The sequence below is a fragment of the Nostoc sp. genome (assembly GCF_036917135.1).
Taxonomy (GTDB): Bacteria; Cyanobacteriota; Cyanobacteriia; order Cyanobacteriales; family Nostocaceae; genus Nostoc.
The window spans coordinates 220,875-235,694 of sequence record NZ_JBALEA010000069.1 but is presented as its reverse complement, the minus strand read 5'-3'; the positions used below and the strand labels follow the sequence as shown (position 1 = coordinate 235,694).

The window sequence follows — 14,820 nt, the reverse complement described above, 5'->3', positions numbered from 1 at the left end:
TTGATTATCATTTAATGAACCGCAAGATCACGGTTTTATGTATGGACATGGATTTGCTGACTTAGATGGCCATATTTGGGAAATTATCTACATGGAGCCAAGCGCAATAAATCAAGGTTGAAAATGCGATGTTTGAGGAATGAACTCTTATTTTCAAAATTCTGAAGATGCGATCGCTCCTCTCCCCTCCCACAATCGCAAAAAGCCAGCCTTTCACCTCCAAGGTAATCTCTTGAGTACTGTTCCACTACTGAAGATTTCTGACAATGCTTTACCAAATCCAAGATTTAGAGCATAGCCTATCGACATCGCACGCTCATTCAATCGGCGATCGCCTAACTAACAAGTTGCAAAATTTTTCTCCCACCAGTCCAGCATTGCTCGTCACCTTTAACACCAGATTTTTATTACTTTACCGTATATACTGTGCTGTCTCCTAAATCCTTTACCAGCAAGCTTTTTGAGACTTAACGGGAAAAGTCAGTTGATGGACACGCTACGCCATGTCTACCACATTTTCTGGTAATTTTGTCAATCATGCCGCCGTTGTTTACTTCTGTTACCCCATCAGAGCCTGCCTTACAGCAATGTTAAGAAAGATGTGACTAATGGATAGCCCAAAGATGGGAGAGGGGAGACATAATTCTAGTTCCTCTTCTCCCATCTTTGGGAGAAGGGGTTAGGGGATGAGGGCAGCCCTTTCAACGCGAACAAATGAACTACTAAACCAAGGCTGAAACCCGCTCCCAAACTACAGCCAAAAATTATGCTTCTGGGCTTTCGATGTGCGATCGCACATCGAAAGCGGTCAATTTATAGTCCTTGTATAAATTACCTGACCTTGCGAATCATAAAGGAAAAGAGACAAGTTGGCATTTTCACCAATTACGGCTAGGGCTTCCCGTAAGATTTGCAAGTGATTGGTAAGATTAATCGCAGTATCAGAGTTCTCAGAATTAGGATTAGCCGAGTTATTTTGCCTTATTTGGTCATACTCAGGGGTTAGCCGGACAAGAATTCCTGTGTTATCTATGCTAAAGGTGCAAATCCGAATTCCATTAGTACAGGTTTTATCTAAATCGGTGCGGGTTTGTTGCAAACTACTAACAACTTGTAGTTTTTCTTGTGCTTGTTTAAGGGCTGCTGAATAGGGTTCGATTAAAGACTGGGCTTGAGTGTAGTACAAGCTATCTTGGGGAACTTTTTTAGCAGCTTGCAAAGCCTGATCCCAGTATATTGCTGCTGCTTGCCATTGGTTTTGTTGCTGATATACTTTGGCTTGGTTGGCGGTGCTAACGGCTTGTTGGTAGGTTTTAACAGCTAATTGTTCTTTAGTAGCGCGATCGCGTACTACGACTAACTTAGGTTTATAATCTACCAACAGCTTTTGGGCTTCTTCATATCCAGCGCTAGTTTCGGGAATGGTATTCAAGGTATTAATTACCACCAGCCAAGTAGACTGCACCTTTTGCCAGTCATTCAAGGATTTAGCAGTAGCTTGCCGATTTTCGGCAGAAACGGCTACAGCTTTTGCTGCTGTTAGTTTTTTCAGCCATTTTTCCTCAGTAAATATCTGCTGATTTACAGCGTGTAAATGGACACGATAATTAAGTAATTTCCCTTGTGCGAGTCCATAAAGTTCACTACTGGAATTTATCGCTTCTAGTGGCGCTATAACCTGCCGCCATAAGTGTTGCCTAGCTTGTAATTCCTCTAGGCTATGTGCAGGAGTTTGAACTTTTTCTGCCGCCAAAGATCCCGTTTGCAAAGCCTTGACCACCTGGTTGATTTTTTCTGAGCGCCCAGACAAACTTGCTTTTAGTTCTTCTGATACCTGGTAACGGGGGGACCAACTAGGAATTATATTCAGGGCTGTGCTGGCTGCTGTAAGTTGCTGTTGTACAGCAACTAACTCTTTTTCAGACTTGGCGCGGCGCATCAGTTGCGGGGATTTTGTTTTTAATTGCTCGGCGTTTTGTATTTCTTGACATTCAGACATCACACAAGGGCGAGTCAAGAAGTAAGCACCACCGCCTAAAACTACAATTCCCAACAATGCTGCACCCAGCAAGATAGGTTTGACTTGAAATGCTGGCTTAGAAGCCGACAAATTCGGCACATCTGCAAACGGGTCAAACACTTCCTCTTCCTCAATCTCATCGATTGATGGAGTATATGTCAGAAATGAGGAGGAGGAAGATGGGGATGAGGAAGATGAATAGGATATTGCTTCCTCATCTCCCCCTGCTTCCTCATCTCCCCCATCCCCCCATATCCCCATCTGTTTCAACGTCAAGAAACATTTGGCATAAGGGAGTTGTTCACCAACAACTCTGAGGAAACACTGCACCCGTTGCTCTTGGCGGGGCGCTATAGACTGAAGTACCTCCTCAATGACTGCAAAAATTAGTTGAGCGTCAACTATTACATCTGATGCGTGTTGCGTTAGGATCATTAACCCGTCTTTATTGACGGCACACTTAACCTCGAAGACTTCAGCCGTTGAAACTTCTACAAGTAATTGTTCCTGCAAAGTCTTGGCTAAAAGCTGTAAGTCTTCCTGCTGGACTGCTACTTTCATAGAGCTTTCCCGCTAAATTACTATATTGTTTTGATTATTTTTAAGGGGATGAAACGAACTTTCTCGGTTTGTTGAATGCAAATGCACACTTTAATCAATCACAGCTTGAAAATCTGAACGACCAACTTTCTAACACAAATTCTGACTTTTCACCAAAAATTTAAAAAGTAGTTATTGTTTGCCTCGCTACATTTTTACAGTGCTAGATCCAAAATGAAATAATCTGTCTTCAGATATAAATTACAAACAAAAAATGGGAATAATAGAGTGTTTGAGTATTTTCACTGCATTATTTCGTGACAATTAAATTCACAACAGGTACTGCTCGGCAAAATTCTAGTTGCAGAGCAGTTGTTACCAAATGATCCAAAGGTTAAGGAAACGATGCTATGTCAGAGGGTTTTGACAGAAATGCTAGTTATCTTCTATGCTGGGAAACTTGCCCAGGAGATTAATTAAGTGTTGTAGCTATGTCACAAACAGGTTAGCTATGAAAAATGATGTGCCTCGTTTGCTGAATTCGATAAAATTGATCCGTGAAAAATAAACTTTTATAGCTGCCAAAAGCTTAATTCTGCAATAAAGGTGCTGCAAAATATTAAGACAGCGATAACCAAAAACTTGGAAATTGTCAATACAAAGTGTATCAATAAGGTGTATCAATGGATTTATTAGAGTACCAAGTTAAAGAGTGGTTTGGGAAGATAGGCATTCCGATATTGCCTTCCCAACGAATTGACCATCCTACAGATTTGAAACGTTTAAAAATTCGCTTTCCGATTGTGCTGAAATCTCAAGTACATGGAGCAGAACGGGCAAAAGCAGGGGGAGTTAGGTTTGCGGAGACGACAATCGATGCGATCGCAGCTGCTCAAAATATCTTTAGTTTACCAATATGGGGCGAATTGCCGGAAGTTGTGCTGGCAGAATCGCAATACGACGCTAACCAGGAGTTTTATCTAGCGGTGGTTTTAGATACTGCTGTCTGCCGACCGGTACTTTTAGGTTGCAAAGAAGCAGACATTGATTGGGAGTCGGCTGGAGAAAAAATGCACCATGTTGTTGTAGAACAAGAATTCTCGCCATTTTATGCCCGACGATTAGCTTTGAAAATGGGTTTGCAAGGGACGCTGATGCAGTCGGTAAGTAACGTTCTCCAGAAGATGTACCAGTTATTTCTACAAAAAGACCTGGATTTAGTCGAAATCAATCCCTTGGCAGTTAGTGCGACTGGTCAAGTTATGGCTCTTAATGGTAAAGTCAGGGTCAACGAACGGGCGATCAAGCGTCATCCCGATTTTGCTGAGATGGCGGCAAAAATTATCAGCCGTCATACCAGTACTGAAGTCAACGGGATTTTGGGCGACTGGGATGGTGTGCAAATGCATGGAAAAATCGGTATTTTAGGTAATGGTACTGGTTCGGTAATGGCAACTTTGGATTTAGTCGCTAATGCTGGTGGCAATCCAGGTGTTTGTTTGAATCTACGTCACGCTTTCCTTACAGATACTACACCAACGACCTTCCGCGATCGCCTAGAAGCAGGTTTGAAACTGCTGGAGGCTGATAAAAGCATTCAAGTAATACTAATTAACTTCCTAGGTACCATTCCTCAAATTGAGGAAGTGACTGAAGTTATCGCCAGAGTTGTGCAGCCAGACAACAGCGAACTTCAATTACAGGTTGTACGTTCTAATGGTAATAAAGTTCGGCGAGAGCTTAATTTTCCATCTTTAGTTGTCCGCCTTGCTGGTTCTGAATTTAATGCTGCGAGAAAATATTTAGCAACACTAAAAACCCAGAGCAATGCGCTCCTCGTGGTAGAAAATTTAGATGAGGCAGTGGCGGCAGCAGTTCGTCTTGCTAAACCAACAGCTAATAAGAAGTAGTAAAAATTGAATCAATACGACACTGTAAACTTGTCGTTTTTATGCTCAGTGGCGCAAGGCACTGGGTTGCCAAACTTACGGTAATTTTTTATGAACCTAACGCCAGAAAGTAAAGTTTTAATTCAAGGCTTTTGTGAATTTATATCAGGTACTTATGTTACTCAAATGAAAGCTTATGGCACAAATTTGGTAGCTGGTGTCAATGCTGGATGCGGCGGACAAGAACTGCATGGACTGCCAGTATTTGACTTAGTAGAGGAGGTAATAGAGAAATTTGGGGCGATTGACACGACAATTATTTGTGTAGATCCTTACGACGTGCTAGATGCGGCATTAGAAGCGATCGCATCTCATATTAGCCAGATCGTTATTATCACTGCTGGCGTACCCCCTTTGGATATGGTGCAATTACTCCGCAAAGCCGAAGCCTGTGAAACTTTGGTAGTCGGGCCAAACAGTCCGGGGATCATTGTACCGGGGAAAATTCTCTTAGGCACTCAACCCAGCGAATTTTATACCCCTGGTTCCGTGGGGATTGTTAGTCGTAGCAGCACCCTCACCTACGAAGTCGCCTACGAATTAACAAAAGCAGGTTTGGGGCAGTCGATTAGTGTCAGTATTGGTAGTGATGCCATCGTCGGTTCCTCATTTCTCCAATGGCTGCAAATTCTTGATGAGGATGAAACCACAGAGGCGATCGTTTTAGTCGGCCAACCTGGTGGTGGTAGTGAAGAAACAGCAGCCCGATACATTGCTGAGGCAATTGATAAACCAGTAATTGCCTACATTGCAGGCCGACTTGCACCACCAGGAAAAAGTTGGCGTCAAACTGGGACTTTAGCAACGGTTATCGGACGCGATCCTAACTTTGGTACAGCCCAAAGTAAATTAGCTGCTTTAAAAGAAGCGCAAGTTACAGTAGCCGAACGCCCTTCTCAGATTCCAGAATTATTGAGAAAGAAGATTAACTAATTACTAATTCGTAATTCGTAGTTAAGAATTACGAATTACGAATTACCAATTATTTCAATTAGTCAGTCTTGGGAACGATTTTGAGGAAACAGGTAGGCGATCGCAGCGTAACCGGAAAAACTGAGTAAACTAACCAAAAAAGTAGCCAGAATAAATGTAGACATAATGTTATACTCAATGCAATTCCAAAATCTCGACATTCATCAAAAAACCAAGATTTGGGATACTTTCAAACTAGCAATTGGGTATGACACGGCTATGACTACCTTGTGTCAATCCCTCGGATCTCAAGGGTTTTGGCTCAACTCAAGCCAAAGGCAGAAAAAATCGGAACGTACTGCCAACTCCCAATTCGCTTTCTACCTGAATTTTACCGCCTTGTAGTTCAATTAAACGATGGGTAATAGTTAAGCCAATACCCGTGCCTCCCGAATGGCGATCGCGCGATTGGTCGGCTCGCCAGAAGCGCTCAAACACATGGGACAAATTTTCTGGAGCAATACCAATACCTGTATCCACAACCGCAATCCAGAGAAGAGAAGCTTCAGTCCCAGCACTAATGGTAATTGAACCTTCGTTAGTATAATGCACTGCATTACCTAGCAGATTAACCAATACCTGTTCTGTGCGGTCAATATCTGCCAATACAGCAGGTAGCACAGAGGGACATTTTAACAGCAGAACAGGCCCATCTTCCAACAATTGATCGGTAAATTTTTCCACTAATGACTCTAACAACGGACGCAGATTTACCCGTTGAATATTAATTGGCAGATAACCCGCTTCAGCCTTAGATAGTTCTTGTAAATCGTTCACCAACTGCTCTAAGCGCCTAGTTTCTTTAGCTAAACGCCAATAAATTTCAGGAGACGCTTCAATTTCCCCATCAGCCAGTTCTTCTAAGTAGCCGCGCACCACTGTTAACGGTGTTCGTAGTTCATGAGTCATATCTCCAATCACTTCTCGCCGCCGCGCTTCAACCCCCTCTAAACTGGCTGCCATTCGATTGAAACTAGCACTCAGTCCACTGAGTTCGGGAATATCAGACACAGGTAGTCGTGCATCCATTTGACCAGCTGCAAATTTTTGGGTGATTTGTTCCATCTCCGTCAACCGTTGCATAATCCGGCTGGATACCCAATAGCTTAACCCTCCGGCGGCGGTGGTACCGACTAAGACTGACCAAAGAGTGCTTCGCTGCCAAGCAAGTTCAAATCCTGCAACCAATTCAGTACGAACATCGATTAAGTCGAACCCCTGATTTTCTAATCGTTCCAAATGCAAAACAAACAAGCGGGGGGAAGAGATTTTGCTGATGCTTACCAGGCTAGCTACCCCCACGATCATTACTACTAAGTGGGAAAAAAATAGGCGCGTTCTCAGCCCCATCTTCATAATATTTACGCCACCAGAGGATCTTCAAATTTATAGCCAACCCCAACAACAGTTTTAATAAAAGTCGGATTTGCCGGATCAGGCTCAATCTTTTTTCGCAACCGGGCTACATGAGTATCCACCACTCGCTCATCGCCAAAAAAGTTATCTCCCCAAAGTTTATCAATGAGTTGAGTACGGTTCCAAACTCGACCAGGATTGCTGACAAAGGTGGTTAGCAAGTTAAATTCCAGGGTAGTTAAGTCCAAAATTTCAACCTCCTGAGAATTCATCTGACGATTGGCAGTGCGCTGGTCTACATCGACGATAAAGTGTTGAGTACGATTGACTTGATGTTGTCCCCCTTGGCGCAAGCTACGCCGTAATAGTGCCCGCACCCTAGCTACCAACTCTCTGGGGCTAAAGGGTTTAACCATGTAATCATCAGCACCAGTAGATAAACCAATGACGCGATCGATTTCCTCACCCTTAGCCGTAAGCATCAAAATGTAAGGATCTTTCGCACCTGGTTTCTGGCGAATTCTGGCACAAACTTCCAACCCATCCAAACCAGGAATCATTAAATCTAGAATGATTAAATCGGGTGGTTGTTCTTGAAACATCCGCAAAGCACTCATCCCATCGCGGCTAGTGCGACAAAAAAATCCTTCTTTTTCTAAAGAGAGTTCGATTAAATGAGCTATTTCTGGTTCATCTTCAACTATTAAAATATCCATTTCAATTAAAACCGAGCAAATACGCAGATTGAACTAACTGGGGACTGGGTACTAGGACAGGTATGGGTGGGGTTTGAATCCCACCCAACCTAATAAACCTTCTACATTGCAATAGCTGAGTATAGATTTTGAGAGATTTTAAATAGGGTTTTAAAGGTTTGAATTTGATGGTGTGCGATAACTATAGCCAAGATTAGAATCTTTTTGAATGTGTGCTTTAATACTATCGAGGTCAATAAAGCAGTCAGCAACATCAATCAAGCTTTCACTAGTGGTTGTTTGCAGACTGACCACTTCTACTCGAACTCCCATTCTGCTGACAGCGTTCACCGCATAAGCTAAATCTCCATCTCCACTGACTAAGACCGCAGTATCATAGTAAGGAGCTAAAGTTATCATGTCTACGGCAATTTCTACGTTCAGATTTGATTTTTTTAAATTCTCTGCTGCTAGAACAAGATCCTTTGCCACTACACGATAGCCATTACGACGCATCCACAATAAAAAACCCTGTTGTTTTTCATTGCTGATATCAACCCCAGTATAGAAGAAAGCACGCAAAAGTCTTGAACCGTTGGTTAAATGACAAAGTAATTTAACATAGTCAATTTCTATGCCGAGTTGTAAAGCTGTATGAAATAGGTTTAAGCCATCAATAAAAATAGCAACTCGACCACGATTTAAGTTATTGAAAATCAAACTATCAGGGACAGGATCTCGCATCTTGGTATCTTTACTTTTGACAGGAGTATCGCTCAAATTTTGCCCTTGCCAATGTGGTTTAGCTTTGAGTACTTTAGATTCCTTAGATTCCTTAAATTCATTTCGTTGTTTGCTAAAATTCGTTATAATCATTGATACCTCTGATTTTAAAGTTGCTAGAGAAAGTTTTGGGTAAATTGTCTATAGTATAGTCTGTGCTAGAATCCGTGAACGGTCATCTATCTATTTTATTTTACAGCTAGGAAGTTGAGATTTACACTAGGCTCAGGACGCTCAAATAGCGACAGAGTTAGAAGCAATAATAATATAATATCCGATCGCCCTTAAAAGCTAAATCGTATTTAGGTAATTTTTAATGCAACGGTCAATAATACAAGATTCCCGACTTCTTTTAAGAAGTCGGGAATCTAAGTCTTAATCTTTAGCTAACTTGTCGTTAGATGTGTAGTAAACCTTACTACCGCTATCAGGTACAAAATGGCAGCTGACACCTGAATTCCATAATGACTTCCAAATGGGTTCTTCCGATTTGTGGAAATACTCACCCATCACTGGTTTTATTGCCTCAGTTGCCTTCAGCAAATTGTAGTGAGGGATGTTAAGGAATATATGGTGAGCAACATGAGTACCGATATCATGATGAATATGATTAACCAAACCATAATCACGGTCAATACTTGAAATTGCACCTTTCAGGAAAGTCCAATCTTCTCCACGATACCAAGGAATATCTGACTCAGTGTGGTGCAAGAATGTCACCAAATCTAGCCAAACAATGAAGACAAGGTAGGGCACAGCATAATATTTCAGCAACCACATCCAACCCCATTGGTAGGTGAGGAATCCTAGCAAACCTACCATACCAATCAAAAGTACAGTACTAGTAAGGACATCCCATTTTTCCGATGGTTTGAAAAGCGAACTACTGGGCATAAAGTGGGAGCCTTCCTTATTAGGAGAACGCTTAAATAAATACACAGGATAAGCCAATAGAAACACATAATATCTGCCGATCTTTTGGGCTAAAGGCATCTCCTTGTATTGGGATTCTGTCACAGGATACCAGCTTTCATCGTTATCGATATTGCCAGTATTTTTGTGATGTGTTCTGTGACTAATCCGCCAACCGTGATAAGGAACAAGTATTGGTGTGTGAGAAAGATGTCCAATCAAATCATTGAGCCATTTATGCTTAGAAAAAGATTGGTGTCCGCAGTCATGTCCTACTACAAACAAAGCCCAAAACATCGTTCCTTGCATTAGCCAGAAAATCGGGAAGAAAAGCCAAGAATCCAGGTAATAAGCTACTGCATAAAGCAGACTGATAATGAGGATGTCACGAAAGAAGTAAAAAAGTGATTTTGTCACATTCGGCTGAAAGCATTCAGCAGGAATTGCAGCTTTTAAATCCCCAAGTGTGAAAGGCAATTTAGTGGCTTCCTCAGACGTTTCACCGCCAGGAGGATTGTTCAACGTGATGGTATTTGATTGCACTGGATTCTTTTGTTGGATGTAAATCGGAACTTTATTTGAGAGGAGATCATCTCACCTCTAGAATGCCCACGAAACTAGCGATCGCTAACACGCAAGAGGATAATTTCTGGCAAGAATAAAGAATTGCCAGATTCTATTTAAACACAGCATGATAAACGCTCTTGAATCGACAAGAGCGTGAGTTTAATCACAGTGCTATTTATTGCTCTGTATAATGTTCGTTGAAAGTCTTATAGCCAACATCAGTTGTGTATAGTTGACACTGGTCTGTAATCTGCTTCATTAAAGACCAAGAAAACTGACACTCCTCATGGAGATAAGGCTCCCAATTTTCTTTGATGCTGCTGTAAGCTAACCGCAAATTATAAGAAGGAATCGCTGTGGAAATATGATGAGGGACGTGAACATTGATATCATGGCACAGAATTTCTACCCAACCCGGATAATTGCAATGAATAGTGCCAGCTAGCTGTGCTAAAGCTTCGTTCCACTTGTTCGCTGTCGCAAAAGGAACATCCGCAGCAGTGTGGTGAACAATAGTAAAAGTACTCATCCAAAAATGGTAAATCATCCAGGGCACTAGCCAAAACTTGACAAATCCCCAGATACCAGTTGTGGCGATTAAGACCGGGAAAGCGATCGCAGCAAACACCACTACTACAGCCACAGAAAGCTTGATACTTGATTGGTCTTTAGTTTTGAAGTTCCGCCAATCAAAATGCACCACAGCCCAATGTCCAATGGAACCTACCCACCAGAGGCGTTTACGCATGAACAGCTTAAAAGCAGACTGTCGGGTTGTATCCCAATTTTCAAACACTTCTGGTCTGATTGGATGCCAAGCGTTGTCCTCATCCAGCTTATTGGTGTGAGTATGGTGATAATTATGCTTAATGCGCCAACTGTGAAAGGGGTAAATTAACGGCATCATGAAGAAATGCCCTACCAAATCATTTACCCAACGACGTTTGGCAAAAGACCTGTGTCCACAATCATGGCCAATTACAAAAAAACCTGTTAAAGCAGTACCCGTAAAAATCCAAGCTAGGGGCAAGAGAAACCAAGGAGTAATAATCAGGCTGTAATAACCCAAGGCAACTGCCAAGACACTGAGCAGTACTTGTGTCCAAGCTTTCCGACGGTTCTGTTGAAAACATTCCTGTGGCAGGGTTTTGACAATATCTTTGAGCCGGAAGTCGGAATTACCAGGCTCGTCACTTAGTTTCTGGCTGTTAATTATTGATGTAGTCATGGACACCTGAAAAACAACAAACTCCTCCACCAAGTCACCAAAAAGCAACTTGCTGTAAAAATTCTTCATATTAGCGCTTCGGATTATAGCAATCTAACCGACACAAGCGCACCCGTAAATAGACTTTGGAAAAGTGAGGAGTGAGAAGTTAGGAGTTAGGAGTGATGAGTTATAGCGCTTGTTGTGCCATAAGGATTTGTGGGTTTCAAAATCATGGGTTGAGAAAAATCCACAGGAAGATAAAGGTTTCAACGCCTAATTCACATTAAACGTGACTCCAAACTCCTAACTCCAAACTCCTAACTAACTTTTGTTGGGGCTAACTTTACATTAGTAGCCAGACCAACTGCTTGTAGCAATTGAACTGTCATCCAGGTTAAATCGATTTCCCACCATTCCAGCCCATGACGAGCTGAGTATTGAAAGGCATGATGGTTATTGTGCCAGCCTTCACCAAAAACTAGTACGGCTACCCACCAGCAGTTAGTGGAGCGATCGCCAGAATCATAGCTCTGATAGCCAAATTTGTGAGTGGCGCTGTTCACCAACCAAGTGCAGTGGTAAACCCAGACAATCCGAACAAAAACTCCCCAAATCACAAACGGCCAGCCACCCAGAAGCAAAAGTAATACACCCAGAGCAACCTGGATCAAAATGAAATATTTTTCTAAAAACTGATAAACTGGGTCTTCGGCAATGTCTTTGGTGAAACGAGGAACATCAGCGTGAGCGGGACAATAATGAGTTAGCCAACCCATGTGGCTCCACCAGAAGCCTTTATTAGAATCATGGGGATCGGTATCAGTATCAGAGTTTAAATGATGAATCCGATGTGTCCCAATCCACTCAATCGGGCCTCCCTGACAGGAGAGAGTGCCGAAGATAACCAAGAGATACTCTAGCCATTTGGGAGTTTGAAAACTGCGGTGAGTAACAAGGCGGTGAAATCCTAGAGTAACTCCTAAACCACCTGTTACCCAATACAGCAAGAAACCTACACCAACTGCTGTCCAGCTAAAGTTACCAGGAACAAAGGCAAATAAAGCGCCGATGTGCAGTCCAATGAAAAACAGGGTATTAACCCAGTTAATTTGAGGTTTGGTTGAAGTAGCAATTGTCATGCAGTAACCTGAATTTTAATTTTCCAGCCTTGTATGTGCGATCTAAAAATCCGCATATCTATAATTTTTTTCAACCGAGGAACTGATGAACAGCTTAGAACAGCTGCGGCAAGCAGAACAGGCACTATTAGAAATTTTTTCTGGAATTGACACTCAGGTCAAGCATAATCTAAAACGAGTGCTGGATGCTTTTCGTAATCACCGTGTGGGCGCACACCACTTTGCTGGTGTAAGTGGCTATGGTCACGATGATTTAGGACGAGAAACTTTAGATAAAGTTTTTGCGGAAGTTATGGGTGCCGAAGCTGCGGCGGTGCGAGTGCAGTTTGTTTCGGGAACTCATGCGATCGCTTGTGCTTTGTTTGGTGTCCTCCGTCCTGGAGATGAAATGTTAGCAGTGGTTGGTTCTCCCTACGATACCCTTGAAGAAGTCATTGGTTTACGGGGTGAAGGTCAAGGCTCCCTGATCGAGTTTGGCATAAATTACCGCCAATTGGAGCTAACCCCCCAAGGAACTATAGATTGGGAAGCTTTAACCACTAGTGTGACCCAAAACACTCGTTTAGTGTTAATTCAGCGTTCTTGTGGCTATTCTTGGCGTCCTAGTTTATCAATTGCCGATATTGAAAAAATCGTCCACTTAGTCAAACAGCAAAACCCGAACACCGTTTGCTTTGTAGATAACTGCTACGGCGAATTTATTGGAACTAGTGAACCCACAGCCGTAGGTGCTGATTTAATGGCGGGGTCATTGATTAAAAATCCTGGTGGTACTATTGTCAGCGCTGGCGGTTATGTCGCCGGTCGCGCTGACTTAGTGGAAGCATCCGCCTGTCGCCTGACTGCTCCCGGTATCGGTAGTTATGGCGGTGCTACTTTTGACCAAAATCGCTTGCTGTTCCAAGGCTTATTTCTCGCGCCGCAGATGGTCGGAGAGGCGATGAAAGGGACTTATCTGACTGGTTATGTATTTGACAAACTCGGTTATCCAGTGAATCCTGCTCCCCTGGCTCCCCGTGGGGACGTAATTCAGGCAATTAAACTCGGTTCTGCCCAAAAGCTAATTGCTTTCTGTAAAGCTATACAACAGCATTCTCCTATAGGTTCCTACTTAGACCCTGTTCCAGATGAAATGCCGGGGTATGAAAGCTTGGTAGTCATGGCTGGGGGGACATTTATTGAAGGGAGTACTTTGGAATTATCAGCCGATGGGCCAATGCGATCGCCTTATGTGGTTTATTGCCAGGGGGGAACTCATTGGACTCACGTTGCGATCGCACTCGAAGCTGCGATCGATGCAGTTGGCAATTGTCATTGAAGGGAAAGAAGTTGTGACTAAGATTAAAGGCTTGAAAACTGAAAGTCAACGCATTTTAGAATATTTGTTTGATAGACAGGAGAACGGCGAGTAATGAGCGATCGCCACACCAGGACTGCGACACGTCTCAATGTCTACATCCAAGGTCAAGGATTCCCAATTTTAGGCTTACATGGTCATCCTGGTACTGGTCGTAGTCTTTCTGTCTTTACCAATCATTTATCAAAACGCTACCAAACTTTTGCCCCTGATTTACGTGGATACGGCAAAAGTCGCTACAACGGCAATTTTGAGATGAATGACCATTTAACTGATTTAGAAGCGTTGCTAGACCGCTTTGAGATTGAAAAGTGCCTAGTATTGGGATGGTCACTGGGGGGTATTCTGGCAATGGAGTTGGCGTTACGTTTGCCAGAGCGCATTACTGGGCTAATTTTGGTGGCAACAGGCGCAAAACCCCGTGGTAGTCATCCGAGCATTACTTGGCAGGATAATTTATATACTGGCGTTGCTGCGCTATTAAACTATATAAAACCCAGTTGGCAATGGAATATTGAAACTTTTGGCAAGCGATCGCTTTTTCGCTACTTAATCCAACAACATACATCTACCAGTTACAACTACATCGCCAAAGAAGCAGTACCAGCTTATTTGCAAACCTCTCCTGCTGCTACTCGCGCCCTTTATAGTGCAATTCAATCGGGATACAATCGACTTCCAGAATTGGAACAAATTCAATGTCCTAGTTTCGTACTTGCTGGTGAACAAGACCGCCACATCACATCTGATTCCAGCTTAGAAACTGCTCGACACCTCCAAAATTCCGAATGGCAGTGCTATCCCAACACCGCCCATCTTTTTCCCTGGGAAGTTCCCCAGCTAGTGCTAAATGACATTGATCATTGGCTGGAAGAACATCCGCAAGTAATTGGTAATCAATAATCCAAGGGTTTTTGACTCTTAGAGAAATAATTCGTAATTAAAACTCGCAATTACGAATTATGTTCGCCTAACTTAAATTTGACCGCCAAAGGCAGGCTGTACTTTGCGGTCAAATCTTTCCCCCAAGTCGTCAGCAATTGTTAAGGTATTAGGTTTGCAACGCTTGACACTCACAACAATTCCCGTAGCTCCTTCAAGTTCCAAATCTTCTATGTATCCTTTGCTTGCTAATGTTGCATCAGAAGAACTCAGAAATGGGCCAAAGTAGTATGTGCAACGGGGATTCTGCGTCACAATCTCTACCCACCAAGCCAAGCCGAGGTTCTCGAACGTGTTAATCAACACTTCCTTGAGGTTATGCCAAATGGTTTTCATGGTTTTCGCCGATTTATAAACGTGCTACAGGGTGTTAAACGA

General features: G+C 42.7%; 14 protein-coding genes. 5 read left to right on the top strand and 9 right to left on the bottom strand.

What is annotated here, in order from left to right:
* Nucleotides 1-213 precede the first annotated feature (213 nt).
* Nucleotides 214-309 (bottom strand): IS4/Tn5 family transposase DNA-binding protein, encoded by a 96-nt coding sequence (locus V7K50_RS30790; protein WP_442944647.1) that lies wholly within the window; start codon nt 307-309, stop codon nt 214-216.
* On the opposite strand from V7K50_RS30790, the gene V7K50_RS21405 reads away from it, so the two are divergent.
* Nucleotides 267-440: a hypothetical protein gene (locus tag V7K50_RS21405; RefSeq protein ID WP_334963473.1), complete on the top strand. Its 174-nt coding sequence runs from the start codon at nt 267-269 to the stop codon at nt 438-440. The two genes, V7K50_RS30790 and V7K50_RS21405, sit on opposite strands and share 43 nt — an antisense overlap.
* A gap of 368 nt (nt 441-808) precedes the next feature.
* On the opposite strand, the gene V7K50_RS21400 is transcribed toward V7K50_RS21405, so the two are convergent.
* A complete protein-coding gene (locus tag V7K50_RS21400) occupies nt 809-2,581 on the bottom strand; it encodes a hypothetical protein (protein ID WP_334963471.1) in 1,773 nt (590 codons plus the stop codon).
* 662 nt (nt 2,582-3,243) lie between these two features.
* Here V7K50_RS21400 and V7K50_RS21395 point away from each other — a divergent pair.
* Nucleotides 3,244-4,470, top strand: coding sequence for a succinate--CoA ligase subunit beta (locus V7K50_RS21395; protein WP_334963469.1), 1,227 nt, complete (start codon nt 3,244-3,246; stop codon nt 4,468-4,470).
* 90 nt (nt 4,471-4,560) lie between these two features.
* The gene (locus V7K50_RS21390; RefSeq protein WP_334963467.1) at nt 4,561-5,442 is read left to right on the top strand and encodes a succinate--CoA ligase subunit alpha; all 882 of its coding nucleotides are present in this window, start codon (nt 4,561-4,563) and stop codon (nt 5,440-5,442) included.
* Nucleotides 5,443-5,748: 306 nt separating this feature from the next.
* On the opposite strand, the gene V7K50_RS21385 is transcribed toward V7K50_RS21390, so the two are convergent.
* From V7K50_RS21385 to V7K50_RS21360, 6 genes are all read right to left on the bottom strand, one after another.
* Nucleotides 5,749-6,837: a sensor histidine kinase gene (locus V7K50_RS21385; protein ID WP_334963465.1), complete on the bottom strand. Its 1,089-nt coding sequence runs from the start codon at nt 6,835-6,837 to the stop codon at nt 5,749-5,751.
* Nucleotides 6,838-6,842: 5 nt separating this feature from the next.
* Nucleotides 6,843-7,553 carry a response regulator transcription factor gene (locus V7K50_RS21380; RefSeq protein WP_334801748.1) on the bottom strand — a complete coding sequence of 237 codons (711 nt, stop codon included), beginning with the start codon at nt 7,551-7,553 and terminating at the stop codon, nt 6,843-6,845.
* Nucleotides 7,554-7,703: 150 nt separating this feature from the next.
* A complete protein-coding gene (locus V7K50_RS21375) occupies nt 7,704-8,408 on the bottom strand; it encodes a LabA-like NYN domain-containing protein (protein ID WP_334963463.1) in 705 nt (234 codons plus the stop codon).
* A 282-nt stretch (nt 8,409-8,690) separates the two neighbouring features.
* Nucleotides 8,691-9,770: a fatty acid desaturase gene (locus V7K50_RS21370; protein ID WP_334963461.1), complete on the bottom strand. Its 1,080-nt coding sequence runs from the start codon at nt 9,768-9,770 to the stop codon at nt 8,691-8,693.
* A 199-nt stretch (nt 9,771-9,969) separates the two neighbouring features.
* Nucleotides 9,970-11,022, bottom strand: coding sequence for a fatty acid desaturase (locus V7K50_RS21365; protein WP_334963515.1), 1,053 nt, complete (start codon nt 11,020-11,022; stop codon nt 9,970-9,972).
* A 299-nt stretch (nt 11,023-11,321) separates the two neighbouring features.
* Nucleotides 11,322-12,143 carry an acyl-CoA desaturase gene (locus V7K50_RS21360; protein ID WP_334963459.1) on the bottom strand — a complete coding sequence of 274 codons (822 nt, stop codon included), beginning with the start codon at nt 12,141-12,143 and terminating at the stop codon, nt 11,322-11,324.
* An 85-nt stretch (nt 12,144-12,228) separates the two neighbouring features.
* Here V7K50_RS21360 and V7K50_RS21355 point away from each other — a divergent pair, with 85 nt between their 5' ends.
* Together V7K50_RS21355 and V7K50_RS21350 are read left to right on the top strand one after the other, a co-directional pair.
* On the top strand, nt 12,229-13,461 hold the full coding sequence (locus tag V7K50_RS21355) for a methionine gamma-lyase family protein (RefSeq protein ID WP_334963457.1): 1,233 nt from the start codon (nt 12,229-12,231) through the stop codon (nt 13,459-13,461).
* Between the two features lie 93 nt (nt 13,462-13,554).
* Nucleotides 13,555-14,403 carry an alpha/beta fold hydrolase gene (locus V7K50_RS21350; RefSeq protein ID WP_334963455.1) on the top strand — a complete coding sequence of 283 codons (849 nt, stop codon included), beginning with the start codon at nt 13,555-13,557 and terminating at the stop codon, nt 14,401-14,403.
* Nucleotides 14,404-14,475: 72 nt separating this feature from the next.
* Here the strand turns inward: V7K50_RS21350 and V7K50_RS21345 are convergent, their stop codons facing one another.
* Nucleotides 14,476-14,778, bottom strand: a complete 303-nt coding sequence (locus V7K50_RS21345) for a DUF1816 domain-containing protein (RefSeq protein ID WP_179067515.1) — start codon at nt 14,776-14,778, stop codon at nt 14,476-14,478.
* Between the last annotated feature and the right edge of the window lie 42 nt (nt 14,779-14,820).